Origin of the sequence: Brachybacterium sp. p3-SID957, assembly GCF_025144775.1 — a bacterium.
GTDB lineage: Bacteria > Actinomycetota > Actinomycetes > Actinomycetales > Dermabacteraceae > Brachybacterium > Brachybacterium epidermidis.
In genome coordinates this window covers 1-15,724 of sequence record NZ_JALXKT010000006.1, presented here as the reverse complement: position 1 = coordinate 15,724, position 15,724 = coordinate 1, and the positions used below count along the sequence as shown (strand labels likewise).

The window sequence follows — 15,724 nt, the reverse complement described above, 5'->3', positions numbered from 1 at the left end:
TTGCCCCGGTCGTCCTGCGGCTCAGCGCTGGGCCAGCGGCGCGGGCTCGAGCTCGTCGATCGTCTCCAGCAGTCGCCGGCGGCGCTGGCGTTCGCCGATCCACAGCCCCAGGCCCAGGGCGATGCCGACCACGTCGACGATCAGATCGCCCGCCGTCCCCGCACGTTCGGGGAGGGCCACGAGTTGCACGAGCTCGGACAGAACAGCATGCGCCAGGGCTGCGATCACCACCCATCCCATCGGGAACCGCTTCACCGGTGCCAGCACGCGCCCGGCCGCCCACACGGTCAGGGAGAACACCAGCACGTGGGCCACCTTGTCGAGGCCGGGCACTGCGAGCCCCGGGATGCTCGAGGGGACGGTCGGCAGGTAGAAGCCGATGTTGAGCAGCAGAGCGAGGCCCAGCAGGCCCAGCCGCCACGGCACCGAGCCCCCGGCGCGGCGGATCTCGGTGGGCGTGCGGGCGATCAGGTCCGAGGCGATGCTCATAGCGGGCATGGTGGCACGGATCCCCCCGTGCCTCAGGGAGGCAGGGCCGCTAGGCTCGGGGCATCCGCGCAACGACCGAGGGAGTCGCCATGACCATCCGCACCACTGCTGCCCGTACCATCACCGTCGGTTCCGCACCCGGGGCTCGCATGACCTCGGACCCCTCGCACACCGATCCGTACCGGGAGGACCCGGGCGCCTCGCCCACCTCCACCGCGGTGCTGGACAGGCAGGTGCAGGAGAAGGAGCAGACCACCGACGACGGCGACCACGACCGCTTCGCCCACTACGTGCGCAAGGACAAGGTCACCCAGGCCGCCCTGGACGGCTCGCCCGTGATCGCTCTGTGCGGGAAGGTGTGGGTGCCGGGCCGTGACCCGAAGAAGTACCCGGTGTGCCCGGCGTGCAAGGAGATCTACGACGGCATCCGCGGCCCGCAGGACGGCGGCGGCGAGGGCGGCAAGGGCTCCGGTCGCGGAGGGTTCCGCGGCTTCTTCGGCGGGCGCCGCTGAGTCGTTACGGCGGCGGATGACAGTGCGCTCTGCGGTCCGGGTTCAGCCCGGATCGACGAAGGCGAACCCCCGGTCGTCGTGTAGTTCGACGTACGTTCGGATTCCCAGTTCATCGGGAGGAAGCTCAGTGTCCAGCCATGGGTGAGCGTCGTTGATAGCAGCGGTTGTCACCCCGTCGAGGTGGAAGACGAGCATTATCATCATCCCGTTGGAGTACAGAGTCTGACCTGGGGTCGCAACCCGCATGCCAGCGGCCTCGTTGATCTCATCGCCCGTGCTCGAATAGTTGAAGAGGTGCACGTGGGTCCACTGCCAGTCGACGACATCCGCGATCTGGAACCTCGTCGATGTCCCCTCTGCGAGAGCGTGCAGCGCATCGCTGAAAGGCTGGTGTGGACCTCGGACGATGTCGTCTGCAGGGTCGTGCAGGAACCCGCACGCAGTCAGGGTCGGAAAGGAGAGGGCAGTCGCGGCAGCAGCCTTCAAGGCAGTACGTCGCGACGGTTCGGACAGCAGCCCCTTCGACCGCGGCACCAGGATGACTTCTGACATCAGTTGCTCGCTTTCTCCTGACCGTGGCCGGGCAGAGTCTCCCTCTCCGGAGCGCCCGTCTCCCCGAGTCCGACGGAGTTCGAGGGGACCAGACGACCGGAGGGGTCAATGACAACCATCTGCCCGTCCGCGACTGCTTGCTCGACGAGATCAGCCAGTTCGTCTTTCGAGGCGTGCGGGTTCTGCGCCGCGATCCGTCGACCTACTTCATTGTTGTGGAGGTCCATGGCCTCCTCTGCGGACAGGTTGTTCGGCTTGCGCTCGTGAGCAGTCCAGAAGTCTGTTGTCCATTCATCACCGAGACTCTGGGCATGCAGTGCATTGAGGTACGCGTGCCGGAAGGCGTCCTCCTGGTCATGCAGGCCGTTGTGCCCATCGACTACGTATCGAGCATCGGCCTCCTGCTCGGCACGGAGCTTGTCATCGTGGAAGGCCTTTGCTTCCAGAGGTCCCAGCGCGTCGAGCATCTGAGCCTCTGTCCTGGTCATCGGTACGGGCTCCGGAGTCATTCCTAGCAAGTCGGAGATCCAACGATTCGGCCCCGAGAGTTCCCACATGACCATCTCGTCTTCTTCGACTTGGTAGTGCTTCAGGATGGCATCGGCATCATCCTGGGAGAGCGCGTAGTCACCTTCCGCCACCCGGAGAGCCTTGATGCGATCCCTTGTTGCCTCGGTCTCGGTCATCCCTTCAGGAACCTCGCCCGGGTCGAACGGGTCCCACCGAGATGACTCGGGCACGTCGAGGCCGTCGTCGGTGTATGCCTCACTGAGGGTGTTCTGCAGCGACAGCGGACCAGGCGGTGCAGTCGGCATGCGGGCGCCGAAAGAGAGACCTGCCAGAAGTAGGTCCTCGACCAGCTTCGCCACCGCGAGGATCGAGTCGGACACGGTGAGGTCACGCCCTGCTGCGCTGGCACGCTGTTGTTCGTGAGCCTGGGTACGGAGTGCTTCGCCGAACTCCTCGAGATCGTCGGCGCATCTTGCAAGAGGAACCAGCGCTGTGCTGTGCAGCGCTGTGCTGAAGGCCGCAGCGTCGGGCCCGAACCAGGTGTCCTCCGCCGGATTCGCTTGATCGAGCCGTTTCACCAGCCCGAGGAACGAACCGACTGCGGAACGGTGCTTCTCGACGTGCTCGAGTACCTGCGCGGTGTCCATTCCCCAGAACTCGGTCATCTTTCCCCCTTCGTTGCGCCGGTTCCCCACACTGGCGCCTCGGAGCCAGTGTAGGCGGCGGTATGCCCGCGACTGGGGTCATCCACAACGAGCAACTGGTCCAGCGGCCGTACTGCACCCGTCACCTGTCTCCGGTGTCTCGGCTCGGTCCCCGGCGGCGTTGGGAAGGCAACTTCCTCACACGCGGCACGACGCCGGTTCGTCGGTGCGCGGCGGTACGGTGGAGCACGCTGTGACTGCACCGAACCATCTCTCCGCCAGTGACCCGCGCCGCCCCTCCGAGGCGGCAGCCCGGTCGCTCCCGCCCGCCTACCCCGAACGCGCCGCCTGGGGCACCGCCCCCAAGCTGCGAGCCTGGCAGCAGGCCGCGCTGGACCAGTACCGCGAGGCCCAGCCGAAGGACTTCCTGGCCGTGGCGACCCCCGGCGCCGGTAAGACCACCCTCGCGCTGCAGGTCGCGGCCCAGCTGCTCGCGGCCGGCACGGTGCGTCGGGTGACCGTGGTGGCCCCCACCGAGCACCTCAAGGCGCAGTGGGCCGATTCCGCCGCCCGCGTGGGCATCTCCCTGGATCCGAACTTCACCAACGCCCAGGGCCGCCATGGCGCCCAGTACCAGGGCGTGGCCATCACCTACGCACAGGTGGGAATGAACCCGGGACTGCACCGCGCCCGCACCGAGGCCGATCGCACCCTGGTGATCCTGGACGAGATCCACCACGCCGGCGACGCCCTCACCTGGGGCGACGGCGTGCGTGAGGCCTTCGACCCCGCCACCCGGCGGCTCGCGCTGACCGGCACCCCGTTCCGCTCCGACGACTCCCAGATCCCCTTCGTCACCTACGAGGAGGACGGCGAGGGCTTCCTGCGCTCCAAGGCCGACTACACCTACGGCTACCGCGACGCCCTGCAGGACCACGTGGTGCGCCCGGTGCTGTTCATGACCTACTCCGGACGGATGTACTGGCGCACCAAGACCGGCGACGAGGTCTCCGCTCAGCTCGGCGCCCTGGAGAGCAAGGACATCACCCAGCAGGCCTGGCGCACCGCCCTGGACCCCAAGGGCGAGTGGATCCAGGCCGTGCTCTCGGCCGCGGACCGTCGCCTCACCGAGGTGCGCCGCCACGTGCCCGACGCCGGGGGACTGGTGATCGCCACCGACCAGAAGTCTGCCCGCGCCTACGCCGCCACCCTCGCCGACCTCACCGGCGAGCAGCCCACCGTGGTGCTCTCCGACGATGCCGGCGCCGGCAAGCGCATCGAGGCGTTCTCCGATTCCGAGGACCGCTGGATGGTGGCGGTGCGCATGGTCTCCGAGGGCGTGGACGTGCCCCGCCTGGCGGTCGGCGTGTACGCGACCTCCACCGCCACCCCCATGTTCTTCGCGCAGGCCGTGGGCCGCTTCGTGCGCTCCCGCACCCGTGGGGAGACCGCCAGCGTGTTCATCCCCTCGGTGCCGATCCTGATGGCGCACGCAGCCGCGATGGAGGCCGAGCGGGACCATGTGCTGGACCGCAGGCCCGATGCGGGCGATGCGCTCACGGGGCTGGACGAGGCCCTCATCGAGGAGGCCAACCGCTCCGAGCGGGCCTCCGAGCAGCTGGAGATGGGCTTCGAGGCCCTCGAGTCCGAGGCGTCCTTCGACCGGGTGCTGTTCGACGGCGGCGAGTACGGCGCCGGGGGAGTGGTGGGCAGCGAGGACGAACAGGAGTTCCTGGGGATCCCCGGCCTGCTGGACACCGAGCAGATGCGCACCGTGCTGCAGCAACACCAGGCCCAGCAGCAGTCCCGTCGTCAGAACGGCACCTCCCGCGCCCCGCAGCCCGGCGTGGTGGACCACCGCCGTCTCATGGACCTGCGCAAGGAACTCAGCTCCCTGGTCTCGGCGTGGTCGCGCAAGTCCGGCACCCCGCACGGCTCGGTGCACACCAGCCTGCGCAACCGCTGCGGCGGCCCCGCCGTTCCCCAGGCCAGCGCCGATCAGCTGCAGGAGCGGATCGACACCCTGCGCGGCTGGTTCGTGGGAAGGCGCTGAGGGGTACGGCAAACGCTGCCCGGAATCACGAGCGCTGGTATTCAGTCTGGTGAGCCGCGGCCCGGTGATTGACGGAAAGCGTCGCTCATGCGACGATTTCTGCATGGAGTTGACCGTCGCAGACGCAGCGCAGATTGCCGGCGTGAGCCGGCGAACGGTGCAGCGGGCGCTGGGGGATGGAAGGCTTGGTATGGCCCGGGTGCTCGGGCGACAGGTCACGACGGACGACCTAGCCGTGCAGGCGTGGGTCCGGACGACATCACGTGGACGGAAGTGGTCCAGCAGGACACTCGAGGCAGCCATTGATCTGCTGTCCGGCGGGCAAGGCGATTCGGTCTCATCATCTGAGCGATCAAGACTGCGGGCGGCACTGCGCGAAATGACCGCCCGGCAGATCGCCTCCTCGTCGTGGATCGGCACATGGTCGAGGTATCGAACCCTCGGCGAGGTGGATGCTCACCTGATCGGCCCCAGCATTGCAGATCTATCCGCCCTGGGGATCGTGGCGGGTGAGTCGTGGATGCGGTTCGCCGAGGTGGTCGACCTCGACCAGTTCGAGGCGAGCCAGCCGGTTGCAGCAGATCCCGATGGCGACCTCGTCGTCATCGAGCGGCCCCACGACAATCGCGGAGCCAGATGGCTGGTGGACACGTATGTGCTCGGTGATGCGCGGGAGTCCGCTGCTGCAACCTCCGAGCTGGAGTCGGTTGCCCATGCGCTCTGATCCGCACGCCTTGCTGACTGAGGTGGCCATGTCGTTCGAGCTGGACAGCTGGCTCCTTGTGGGTGGGCTCATGGTGCACCGTCACGCCCAGAGGGCTGGGGTCACGCACGTGCGTCCCACAGATGACGCGGACATCGTCGTGGAACTCCAGTCCGGGGCGTACGTTGCCCACGCTCTGGCACTCGCGGACCTGGGGTTCACCCCGCGTGAGCCGGTGGACGCCGCCGCACCCTTTCACCGGTTCGTGCGGGATGGCGACACCGTCGACCTCATGGTCTCTGACCGGGAATCGTGGTCACCGCGATACCTTGGTCGTGATCTCGTCAAGGTTCCCGGGTCTGGATCTGCCTTGAAACGATCGATCGTGCACCTGCTCCCCAGCGGGGAGCGCATCCGTATCCCCGACCTGCCTTCAGCGTTGTCCCTGAAGGGCGCCGCTCATCAGGTCCCCAGTGCAAATCCTGTACGTCACTTGCAGGACTCGGTGACCCTGCTGGCCTGCGCCGGGCCTGATGGGCTCAGGCCGGTGCCGAGCAAGTCAATGCGGGCGAACCTGAATCACTTGGTGAAGTGTCTGTCGACAACTGCAGAGGCTTGGTCGCTCGCTGCGCCAGAGAACCGGGTCCGAGCCAACCAGTGCATCCAGGCATTTCGTCAAGACTGGGTGGCGCCGTCATTCCTGGGGTCTACCACCGCGACGACAGCCCGCCGCCGTCGTCCCCAGCTCTAGCCGCCGACGGCACTTCCCTGCCGAGTTGCTGTCGTCCTCGCGCTGCCTCCTGGGATAATTCCTGAGCAACGTGGCTCACGCCCCCGGACGCGGAACGCCCATTGTTGCCGCGCTCAGCGCTGGCCGGGCAGGGGCCATTCGCGCGGAGGAATTCTCGATGACAGACCTGTGGGCCGAAGAACAGAGTGGGTTGGATGCACCCCTCGACCCCGCCAAGGCTGCGTTGCCGGTCCGAGCGAGCCTCAGCGCAGCACTCGTGCCGCCTCGATGCCGTCGGTGACGGTCGGGATCGCGACGGGGCCGTCGGGACCATCGTCCGGGTCCAGTTGCAGTTCGGCCAGGGACTCCTGGTGGCGCTGCCGTGCCCGCTGCACCAGCTCGGGCTGGGAGAGGGGCTCCACCGGCTCCCCGCCCAGGATGAGAGGTACCTGCAGGGGCCGCAGGTCCGTGCGGCTCCACTCGGGGGAGGCGCCAGCGGAGTTCAGCTCCGCGTGCAGCTCCCGCTCGAACTCGGCCACCTCGGCCTCGCCCGGCAGCACCAGCTCGGCGTGGGCCTTCCCGCCCACCAGCATCCGGTAGGCGTGCTTGCCGGCACCCAGGGTGGCCTTGGACTCGGACATCTTGCCGACGGGATGCATGAGGCCATCGGCGCCCTCGCGCTCCACCAGCTTGTACACGAAACCGGGGGCGGGGTGACCGGAGCCGGTGACCAGCTTGGTGCCGATCCCGTAGCCGTCCACAGGGTCGTCCTTGAGGTCCTCCACCCGGTACTCGTCCAGATCACCGGTGGCGGTGATGCGGGTGCCGGTGGCCCCCAGGGAGTCCAGCAGCTCACGCAGGGAGGCGGCCTGCTTCTCGAGGTCACCGGAGTCCAGGCGGACGGTGCCCAGCTCCGGACCGGCCAGCTCCACGGCGGTGCGCACCGCCTGCTCCACGTCGTAGGTGTCCACCAGCAGGGCGGTGTCGGTGCCCTGGGCGGCCAGCTGGGCGCGGAACGCCTCCTCCTCTGTATCGAACAGCAGGGTGAAGGCGTGGGCGGCGGTCCCGGCCACCGGGATCCGGTAGTGGGCACCCGCTGCCAGGTTGGAGGTGGAGTCGAAGCCCACCACATACGCGGCGCGGGCCGCGTGGATCGCAGCGTCCTCGTGGACCCGCCGGCCTCCCATCTCGATGCAGGGTCTGCCGCGCGCCGCGGTGACCATGCGCGAGCCGGCCGAGGCCACGCCGCTGTCATGGTTGATGATCGAGAGGATCACCGTCTCCAGCAGCACCGCGTTGCCGAAGGTGCCCTCCACCCGCAGCACCGGCGAGTTCGGGAAGTACAGCTCGCCCTCCGCGTAGCCGTGCACGTCCCCGGTGAAGCGGTACTCCGCCAGATGCTGCAGGGTGTCCTCGTCCAGGGTGCCCGTACTGCGCAGGTACCGCAGATCAGCGTCGTCGAAGCGGAACTCGGCGATCGCCTCCAGCACCCGGCCGGTGCCGGCCAGCGCCCCGTAGCGCCTGCCCTCGGGAAGGGAGCGGGTGAACACCTCGAACACACAGTGGCGATCCGCGACGCCCGCCTGACGGGCGGCGCGCAGCATGGTCAGCTCGTAGAGGTCGGTGAGCAGAGAGGTGGTCACCGCTCCACCGTAGTGCGTCGCACGGCTCCTCCGTCGCACCCGGCACGTAGAATCTTGCGGACCGCTCGGAGATCCTGTGCGGCCCCAGCGAGGAGGAGATCGATGCCGGTCCAGGCACCGCGGGCCACGTCCGCACCCGGCGGCCTCACCGACACCTCCCGGTCGCCCCAGGATCTGGCCGAGACCACCGGGCCCTGGTGCACCGTGGTGTGGAACGACCCGGTGAACCTGATGAGCTATGTGGTGTTCGTGTTCCGCCGCTACTTCGGCTACTCCCGCCCCATTGCCGAGCAGCTGATGATGCAGGTGCACCAGGAGGGCCGCGCGATCGTCTCCCGCGGCTCCCGCGAGCGGGTCGAGACCGATGTGCAGGCCATGCACTCCTACGGCCTGCACGCCACCCTGGAGAGGGCGGGGGAGGACTGAATGGCCCACGCATTCCGCCGTCGACCCGACGGCTCCCTGGTGTGCCGCCTGGACGCCGAGGAGAAGGCGATCATCGCCCAGGTGGCGCAGGAGACGGCCGATCTGATCCGGGCGGATCTGGGCATCGGTGCTGATTCCAGCGCCATCCAGCAGGCCGCCGACAGCGAGGACCCGCTGCAGCGCCTGGAGGCCGAGTTCGCCTCCCGTGACGCCCGCGAACCGTCGGATACCGCCGTGAAGCGCCTGTTCCCCGACGCCTCCCGCGACCCGGCCCTGGCGGCCGAGTACCGGCGCCTGGGCCAGCTGGACCTCGCCGAGGGCAAGATCGCCGATCTGCGCAGCGTGATGACCGTGATGGACGCCTCCGGGGCCGGCCGCAGCGAGGTCGCACTGGACCAGGAGGAGGCCGTCTCGTTCCTGCGTGCCGTCAACGACGTGCGGATCGTGCTGGCGGACCGCCTGGGGCTGGAGCGGGACGGCGACTTCGACACCGTGCGCATGCTGCAGCAGATCGGGGAGCGGGTGGAGGACGCCACCCCTGCCGATGCCGGGCAGGTGGGAGGCGATGTGGTGATCGCCGTGTACGAGCTGCTCAGCTGGCTTCAGGAGAGCCTGCTGCGCGCCATGGACTGACCGCACCCGGGTCACGGGCCCGCCGCGCATCCCGTCCGCCCGCCCCGCTGAGCCCCGTCGGCCGCTCCTGCTGTGACCCTGCACCCAGTGAGCGCGCCGTCACTGCAGGCAGGCCCCCCGGAGCCTACGCTGGCCGGGATGAACAACGCGCCGATCGGGATCTTCGACTCCGGCGTCGGGGGCCTCACCGTCGCCCGGGCCGTGCTGGACCAGCTGCCACAGGAGGAGCTGGTCTACATCGGCGACACCGCACACACCCCGTACGGCCCCCGCCCGATCGCCGAGGTGCGCGCACTGGCCCTGGACATCATGGACTCCCTGGTGGACCGCGGCGTGAAGATGCTGGTGATCGCCTGCAACACCGCCTCGGCCGCAGTGCTGCGCGATGCCCGTGAACGCTACGAGGTGCCCGTGGTCGAGGTGATCCAGCCGGCCGTGCGCCGCGCCGTTGCCGCCACCCGCAACCACAGGGTCGGCGTGATCGGCACCCAGGCCACCATCACCTCCCGCGCCTACGAGGACGCCTTCGCCGCGGCCCCCGCCCTGGAGATCGTCACCGCAGCCTGCCCCCGCTTCGTGGAGTTCGTCGAGCGGGGTGAGATCGCCGGCGACGAGATCGTCGAGGTCGCCGAGCAGTACCTGGCACCCGTGCGCGAGGCCGGGGTGGACACCCTGGTGCTGGGCTGCACCCACTACCCGATGCTCGCCGGCCCGATCAGCTACGTGATGGGACCGGAGGTCACTCTGGTCTCGTCCGCCGAGGAGACCGCACTGGACATCTACCGTCAGCTGCGCCGCACCGACCTGCTGCGCACCGATCCCACGCCGCCGCGCCACGTGTTCGCCCAGACCGCCACCGGCCGCGGCGACGACAACGCCTTCGCACGCCTCTCCCGCCGCTTCCTTGGCCCCATGGTCACCATGACCGCGACCCTGCCGGTGGTGACCGGATGAGGATCCACGTGATCGGCTGCTCCGGCAGCTTCGCCGGCCCCCGCAGCGCGGCGTCCGCCTACCTGCTGCAGCACGAGGACGAGACCGGCCGCACCTGGCGGGTGCTGATCGACCTGGGCTCGGGTGCGTTCGGCCCCCTGCAGCGGGTGATCGACCCCGCCCAACTGGACGCCGTGGTCTTCTCCCACCTGCACCCCGACCACTTCCTGGACCTCACGGGCCTGGAGGTGTTCTGGGCGTACCACGAGCGCACCGACCTTCCCCAGCTGCCGATCCACGCCCCGGCCTCCCTGCCGCAGCGCCTGGCCGCGGTGATGTGCCGGGAGAGCGATGTGCCCGACGGCGTGGACACCGTCCCCTTCGCGTACCACGCGATCAGCGACCGCCACGTGTTCGAGGTGGGGCCGCTGCGCTTCGAGACCCGCCTGGTGCTGCACCCGGTCGAGGCGTACGGGTTCCGTGTCACCTGCGGTGACGAGGTGTTCGTGTACTCCGGGGACACCGATTCCTGCCGGGCGCTGGACGAGCTCGCCGCCGGCGCGGACCTGTTCCTGTGCGAGGCCGGGTACCTCGAGGGCCGCGACGACCGCTTCACCGGGGTCCACCTGACCGGCCGCCGGGCGGGGGAGTGCGCCGCCAGGGCCGGGGTGAAGGTGCTGGCCCTGACCCACATCCCCGCGTGGACCGAGCCCCGGCAGGCACTGGAGGAGGCGCGCGCCGTGTACGACGGGCCGATCGAGGTCGTGTCCCCGATGGATATCCTCGACGTGTCCCACTGACACCCACCGAGGAGGTCGCGCCCGTGAGCGCAGACACCACCAGCACCACCCCCCAGAGCAACGGCGACCGCGTGGACGGCCGCACCCCCCAGCAGCTGCGCGAGGTGCGCATCACCCGCGGCTGGCTCGACCACGCCGAGGGCAGCGCCCTGATCGAGTTCGGCCGCACCCGGGTGCTGTGCGCCGCCTCCTTCACCGAGGGCGTGCCGCGCTGGAAGAAGGGCTCCGGCTCCGGCTGGATCACCGCCGAGTACGCGATGCTGCCCCGTGCCACCAACACCCGCTCCAGCCGAGAGAGCGTCAAGGGCAAGATCGGTGGCCGTACCCATGAGATCTCCCGCCTGATCGGCCGGTCCCTGCGCGCGATCATCGACCTGGAGGCACTGGGCGAGAACACCATCCAGATCGACTGCGACGTGCTCCAGGCCGATGGCGGCACCCGCACCGCCGCCATCACCGGCGCCTACGTGGCCCTCGCCGACGCCGTCACCTGGGGCAAGCGGCACACCGCGATCCCCTCCTCCCGCACCGTCCTCACCGACACCGTCAGCGCTGTCAGCGTCGGCATCATCGACGGCAGGCCCCTGCTGGACCTCGAGTACCGCGAGGACGTCGCCGCCGGCACCGACATGAACGTCGTGGTCACCGGCAGCGGTGACTTCGTGGAGGTCCAGGGAACCGCCGAGGGCGCGCCCTTCGACCGTGCCGAGCTGAACTCGCTGCTGGACCTGGCGGTCGCCGGATGCGCCGAACTGGCAGGCATCCAGCGGGCAACCCTCGAGACCACCCCCGGCCGCCCGGCAGTCGGCCGATGAACGCTGCGGTCACGACACCCGTTCCCGAGGGAGCCCGGGTGATCCTGGCCTCTCATAACGCGAAGAAGCTGCGGGAGCTGCGGCGCATCCTCACCGCCGCCGTCCCGGGACTCGCCGAGGAGGCCGTGATCTCCTCGGCCGGCATCGCGCTCCCGGACGTGGTGGAGGACGCCGTCACCTTCGAGGGCAACGCCTTGCTGAAGGCCCGTTCCGCTGCTGCAGCGACGGGCCTGCTGGCCGTGGCCGATGACTCGGGGCTGGCCGTGGACGTGCTGGGCGGCGCGCCCGGGATCTTCTCGGCCCGCTGGAGCGGCCGCCACGGCGATGACGACGCCAACAACGACCTGCTGTTGGCCCAGCTGGCCGACGTGCCCACCGAGCACCGCGCTGCACGGTTCGTGTGCGCGGCGGCCCTGGTGGCACCCGATTCAGCCGAGGTCGTCGAGCGAGGGGAGATGACCGGTGTGCTCCTGACGAAGCGGCACGGGGACGGCGGTTTCGGCTACGACCCGCTGTTCCGGCCCGACGGTGAGCAGCGCTCCGCCGCAGAGCTGACCCCCGAGCAGAAGGACGCGATCTCCCACCGCGGCAAGGCGTTCCGGGCCATCGCCCCCCACGTGGCGCGGCTCCTGGAGAGCTGATACGTCTGCATGGCACGGGCCCCGCAGACCGGATGAATCCGGAACTGCGGGGCCCGTGGCGTCAGCACCTGCTGCAGCGATGCATCAGGTCGCCTCGACCCACTGCCCTTCCACGAGCGCCTCGTCCAGGGGGAGGCGGTTGGCGAGCACGAAGTGGCCGCCCTCAGGGGTGTCGGCAGGGACCAGGTAGACCCAGTGGCGGGTGACCGTTCCTCCATCGGTCAGGGTCGGCTTGTCGATGGTGTCCGGTGTGACGACCCCGGCGTCCTCGTACGCGTTGCCATCGGCGTCCACGAAGTCTGCCGGCGGCCACGCGTAGGTGGACCACTCATCAGGCCCGTGGTAGGTCAGCTCGGCCTGGACCATGATGTACTTCTGGCCCTCCGGCGGCACCTCGTTGAACTTGTTCTGCTCCGCGACCCAGGCTGTGGCGTCCCAGTTGACGTCACCGATCACGGTGTCCACGGTGCCGGTGGGCTGGTAGTCCGAGTCGGGAAGCGTGACAGCGGTGCCCTTGGGCACGGCATTGGCCTCACCGCCGGCGACGGCCTCGCTCTCGGTCTCGCTGGGATCGGCGGAGGTGGTCGCCTCCTCGGACGGCGTCTCCTCTGCGGTGGTGGTCCGGGCCTCGGTGGTCTCCCCGGCCGGTTCGGTGGCGTCCTCGGTGGGGGTCTGCTCCTGCGGGGCGGTGGTCTGCTCCCCGGGGGTGCTGTCGTCGCCTCCGGTCAGTGCGCGGATGCCGAAGAACGCGCCGAGTGCCAGCAGCAGCACCAGGAACAGCGCCACGCATCCCACGACCGCGAGGATCGGCCCCTTGCCCATCCCGGACTTCGGTGCCTCGGCCCCTGTCGGCGGCTGACCGGCACCGGTGCCGGGGGCTGCGTACTGCGGCTGCGCGCCCTCGGGGTGCGCGGAGTGCTGCTGGCCCGGGTGGCCCTGGGGGTCCTGCGAGCCACTGGGGTCCTGCGGGTGCGGAGGCTGGGGAGGATTGCTCATGGTGAATCCGGCACGATGTGGCCGTGGTCCTTTCGGGAGAGGATCGTGGCCCACGGGCGTGCGGGCTGTCTCATGCTAACTGACGGCTGTCAGATCAGCCCGCCGTGGGCGAGGGCGCGGCGCACGATGATGTCGTGCCCGCCCTCCATCTCGTCCAGCATCCCGGAGTCCAGCAGCTCGGGGACCGAGCACCAAGCCAGGTCCAGGGCGTCCTCCTGCGGGGCGGTCTCGCCGTCAACGGGCACGATGTAGGCCAGGGAGATCGCGTGCTGCCGCGCATCTGTGAACAGGGACTGGCCGGGGGTGGGGAAGTACTCGGCCACCGTGAACGGCTGGGGCGCCACCGGGATGCGGGGCAGGGCCATCGGCCCCAGGTCCTTCTCCACGTTGCGGGCGATGGCCTCGCGCAGCGTCTCGTGCACCAGCACGCGACCCGAGACGATCGCCCGCACGATGCGCCCGGCGCCGGAGGCGCGCAGCAGCAGGCCCACCTCGGAGATGGTGCCGTCGGTGTCGGTGCGCACCGGCACGATGTCCACGTAGGGGATGGGCAGGCGGCGTCGCAGCTCCCGGATGCGCTCGGGCTCGAACCAGGCGCCCTCGGTGTCCACGGCGGTGTTGTTCATCGGGCCTCCTCGGCTCAGCGGTCGATCAGTGCTCAGTGCTCAGTGCTCAGTGCTCAGTGTTCGGATCGGTGGCGTCCACGGCGGGATCGGCCCCCGGGGTCAGGTTCCGGTGCTCGACGACGAAGCGCGGGTTCTGATCGCGCGACGCGGTGCGCACGGTGTTCTGGACGCGCTCGTTGGCGATCATCTCCACCGTCCACTCGGTACCCTCCAGGCGCACCAGGGACAGGGTGCCATTGGGGATCGAGTCCAGGGCGCGCTCGGCGATGCCCGAGAGGATGAAGCGGATGATCGTCCCGTGGGCCACCACCAGCACGTTCTTGCCCCGGTACTGCTCCTCGAGCTTCTCCAGGGAGTCGTAGCCGCGGTCGGCCACCTCCTGGTGGTCCTCACGCCCGGGGAAGGAGCGCTGCGGCCAACGAGCCTCCGCCTCGTCGACGTCCATCCCCTCGGCCTGGCCCCAGTCGATCTCCCGCAGGTCAGCAACAACCTGGCCGAAGGGGATCCCGTGGTCCTCCGCGATGATGCGCCCGGTCTGCTCGGCCCGCTGCAAGGGGGAGGTGATCACCACGTCCCAGTCCACGTCCGGGATGTGGTCGAGCGCCCGATGGGCCTGCTCGATGCCGTCGTCGTTGAGCGGGATGTCCGAGGAGCCCTGGAACAGGCTCCGGCGGTTGTACTCCGTCTGCCCGTGGCGGACGAGACCGAACAGGGTCACGAGTGCTCACCTCTCATATGGCCTGGGTGCCATGGGGCCGGGTGCCGAACGGGGCTCGGCGCCTCGGGATCGTGCGCGAGAAGGGACTCGAACCCTCACGCCCTCGGGCACTGGAACCTAAATCCAGCGCGTCTGCCAATTCCGCCACTCGCGCGCCTGATCAGGGTAGCGGGTCACGGCACCCGGACCGCACTGCCGCTGGGGCGGGCCCTCCCGGTAGGCTCGGACCCAGCCCGGACGCTCGCCTGTCCGTCGCTGCATCGACCACATCCCCCGATCGGACCAGGAGTTCACATGGCCGTCCTCTCAGGCAAGACCGCTGTCGTCACCGGATCCTCCCGCGGCGTGGGAGCCTCCACCGCGAAGCAGCTGGCCGAGCTGGGTGCGAACGTGGTGATCAACTACCGGCAGAAGGCGCCCCGGGCGAACAAGGTGGTCGCCGAGATCGAGGCCGCCGGTGGCCGGGCCGTGGCCGTCGGCGCCGATCTGACCAGCCCCGAGGACGTGCGCACTCTGATGCGCACAGCCGTCGACGAGTTCGGCGCACTGGACCTGCTGGTCCTCAATGCCTCCGGCGGCATGGAGAAGGACCTCGGGGAGGACTACGCCACCCGCCTGAACCGCGACGCCCAGCTGGATGCGCTCGAGGCCGGCCTGGAGCACCTCGGTGCCGGTGGCCGCGTGGTGTTCGTGACCAGTCACCAGGCCCACTTCATCAAGGACGTCGAGACGATGCCGGAGTACGAGGCGGTCGCCCGCTCCAAGCGCGCCGGCGAGGACGCCCTGAGCGAGCAGATCCCGGTGATGTCCGAGAAGGGCGTCTCCTTCGTGGTTGTCAGCGCCGACATGATCGAGGGAACCGTCACCGCCACCCTGCTGGACCGGGCACGCCCCGGTGCTCTGGAGGCGCGGCGTGAGGCCGCCGGTCGCCTCTACTCCGTGGACGAGTTCGCTGCAGAGATCGTGCGCATGGCCACGGCCGACGTGCCCACCGGTCACATCGAGCTGGTGGGCGGCGCCGACGACTTCCTGGCCCGCGCCGGAGCCGACGGCGCCTCGATCGAACAGAGCAGTGATGAGCAGGAGGAGCAGCAATGACCCAGCCGACGGACCGCACCGGAGTGGACCATCCCCTCGACGGCCCGGGCCTGGCCTCGCAGGAGACACCCGATCCCAGGCAGGCCGATCACGAGGTCGACGAGTCCGAGCAGAGCTCCCTCGAGGAGCCGCCGGAGGAGGAGCCCTCCCCATTGCAGCAGAGCCGACGGGCAGAACCCTCGGACGCGGGACGCCCCGTGTT

General features: G+C 69.6%; 18 protein-coding genes and 1 tRNA gene. 11 read left to right on the top strand and 8 right to left on the bottom strand.

The window, feature by feature from the left end; all coding sequences use genetic code 11:
- Window positions 1-21: 21 nt before the first annotated feature.
- The gene (locus M3B01_RS02210; protein ID WP_259789206.1) at window positions 22-489 is read right to left on the bottom strand and encodes a VanZ family protein; all 468 of its coding nucleotides are present in this window, start codon (window positions 487-489) and stop codon (window positions 22-24) included.
- An 89-nt stretch (window positions 490-578) separates the two neighbouring features.
- Here M3B01_RS02210 and M3B01_RS02205 point away from each other — a divergent pair, with 89 nt between their 5' ends.
- The gene (locus M3B01_RS02205; protein WP_396123323.1) at window positions 579-1,001 is read left to right on the top strand and encodes a DUF3039 domain-containing protein; all 423 of its coding nucleotides are present in this window, start codon (window positions 579-581) and stop codon (window positions 999-1,001) included.
- Window positions 1,002-1,043: 42 nt separating this feature from the next.
- Here M3B01_RS02205 and M3B01_RS02200 read toward each other — a convergent pair whose 3' ends face one another.
- Window positions 1,044-1,553 (bottom strand): hypothetical protein, encoded by a 510-nt coding sequence (locus M3B01_RS02200; RefSeq protein WP_259789205.1) that lies wholly within the window; start codon window positions 1,551-1,553, stop codon window positions 1,044-1,046.
- Window positions 1,553-2,728, bottom strand: a complete 1,176-nt coding sequence (locus tag M3B01_RS02195) for a wnt family protein (protein ID WP_259789204.1) — start codon at window positions 2,726-2,728, stop codon at window positions 1,553-1,555. The genes M3B01_RS02200 and M3B01_RS02195 overlap by 1 nt, the downstream gene beginning before the upstream one ends.
- 232 nt (window positions 2,729-2,960) lie before the next feature.
- Here M3B01_RS02195 and M3B01_RS02190 point away from each other — a divergent pair, with 232 nt between their 5' ends.
- The gene (locus M3B01_RS02190; RefSeq protein ID WP_259789203.1) at window positions 2,961-4,760 is read left to right on the top strand and encodes a DEAD/DEAH box helicase; all 1,800 of its coding nucleotides are present in this window, start codon (window positions 2,961-2,963) and stop codon (window positions 4,758-4,760) included.
- Window positions 4,761-4,863: 103 nt separating this feature from the next.
- Window positions 4,864-5,484: a helix-turn-helix domain-containing protein gene (locus tag M3B01_RS02185; RefSeq protein ID WP_259789202.1), complete on the top strand. Its 621-nt coding sequence runs from the start codon at window positions 4,864-4,866 to the stop codon at window positions 5,482-5,484.
- Between the two features lie 972 nt (window positions 5,485-6,456).
- Here M3B01_RS02185 and M3B01_RS02180 read toward each other — a convergent pair.
- Window positions 6,457-7,836 carry a nicotinate phosphoribosyltransferase gene (locus tag M3B01_RS02180; protein ID WP_259789201.1) on the bottom strand — a complete coding sequence of 460 codons (1,380 nt, stop codon included), beginning with the start codon at window positions 7,834-7,836 and terminating at the stop codon, window positions 6,457-6,459.
- Window positions 7,837-7,938: 102 nt separating this feature from the next.
- Between M3B01_RS02180 and clpS the strand changes: the two genes are divergently transcribed.
- The 6 genes from clpS to rdgB all read left to right on the top strand — a co-directional run bounded on the left by clpS (window position 7,939) and on the right by rdgB (window position 12,084).
- Entirely contained in the window at window positions 7,939-8,262 is a 324-nt protein-coding gene (gene clpS, locus M3B01_RS02175) for an ATP-dependent Clp protease adapter ClpS (protein ID WP_259789200.1), read from the top strand.
- Entirely contained in the window at window positions 8,263-8,895 is a 633-nt protein-coding gene (locus tag M3B01_RS02170) for a DUF2017 domain-containing protein (RefSeq protein ID WP_259789199.1), read from the top strand.
- A gap of 138 nt (window positions 8,896-9,033) precedes the next feature.
- The gene (gene murI, locus M3B01_RS02165; protein ID WP_259789198.1) at window positions 9,034-9,849 is read left to right on the top strand and encodes a glutamate racemase; all 816 of its coding nucleotides are present in this window, start codon (window positions 9,034-9,036) and stop codon (window positions 9,847-9,849) included.
- On the top strand, window positions 9,846-10,628 hold the full coding sequence (locus tag M3B01_RS02160) for an MBL fold metallo-hydrolase (protein WP_259789197.1): 783 nt from the start codon (window positions 9,846-9,848) through the stop codon (window positions 10,626-10,628). Before murI ends, M3B01_RS02160 begins: the two co-directional genes overlap by 4 nt.
- 23 nt (window positions 10,629-10,651) lie before the next feature.
- Window positions 10,652-11,443, top strand: a complete 792-nt coding sequence (gene rph, locus M3B01_RS02155) for a ribonuclease PH (RefSeq protein WP_311203188.1) — start codon at window positions 10,652-10,654, stop codon at window positions 11,441-11,443.
- Window positions 11,440-12,084, top strand: a complete 645-nt coding sequence (gene rdgB / locus M3B01_RS02150) for an RdgB/HAM1 family non-canonical purine NTP pyrophosphatase (RefSeq protein WP_259789196.1) — start codon at window positions 11,440-11,442, stop codon at window positions 12,082-12,084. The genes rph and rdgB overlap by 4 nt, the downstream gene beginning before the upstream one ends.
- Before the next feature lie 84 nt (window positions 12,085-12,168).
- On the opposite strand, the gene M3B01_RS02145 is transcribed toward rdgB, so the two are convergent.
- From M3B01_RS02145 to M3B01_RS02130, 4 genes are all read right to left on the bottom strand, one after another.
- Window positions 12,169-13,080, bottom strand: a complete 912-nt coding sequence (locus M3B01_RS02145; RefSeq protein ID WP_259789195.1) for a hypothetical protein — start codon at window positions 13,078-13,080, stop codon at window positions 12,169-12,171.
- An 89-nt stretch (window positions 13,081-13,169) separates the two neighbouring features.
- Window positions 13,170-13,706 carry an NUDIX hydrolase family protein gene (locus M3B01_RS02140; RefSeq protein WP_259789194.1) on the bottom strand — a complete coding sequence of 179 codons (537 nt, stop codon included), beginning with the start codon at window positions 13,704-13,706 and terminating at the stop codon, window positions 13,170-13,172.
- 46 nt (window positions 13,707-13,752) lie between these two features.
- Window positions 13,753-14,424, bottom strand: a complete 672-nt coding sequence (locus M3B01_RS02135; protein WP_259789193.1) for a histidine phosphatase family protein — start codon at window positions 14,422-14,424, stop codon at window positions 13,753-13,755.
- Window positions 14,425-14,496: 72 nt separating this feature from the next.
- A tRNA-Leu gene (locus M3B01_RS02130) sits at window positions 14,497-14,578 on the bottom strand.
- A gap of 140 nt (window positions 14,579-14,718) precedes the next feature.
- Here M3B01_RS02130 and M3B01_RS02125 point away from each other — a divergent pair.
- On the top strand, window positions 14,719-15,522 hold the full coding sequence (locus tag M3B01_RS02125; protein ID WP_193864743.1) for an SDR family oxidoreductase: 804 nt from the start codon (window positions 14,719-14,721) through the stop codon (window positions 15,520-15,522).
- The coding region (locus M3B01_RS02120) for a hypothetical protein (RefSeq protein WP_259789192.1) at window positions 15,519-15,724 on the top strand (206 nt) is incomplete at its 3' end. The genes M3B01_RS02125 and M3B01_RS02120, both read left to right, overlap by 4 nt.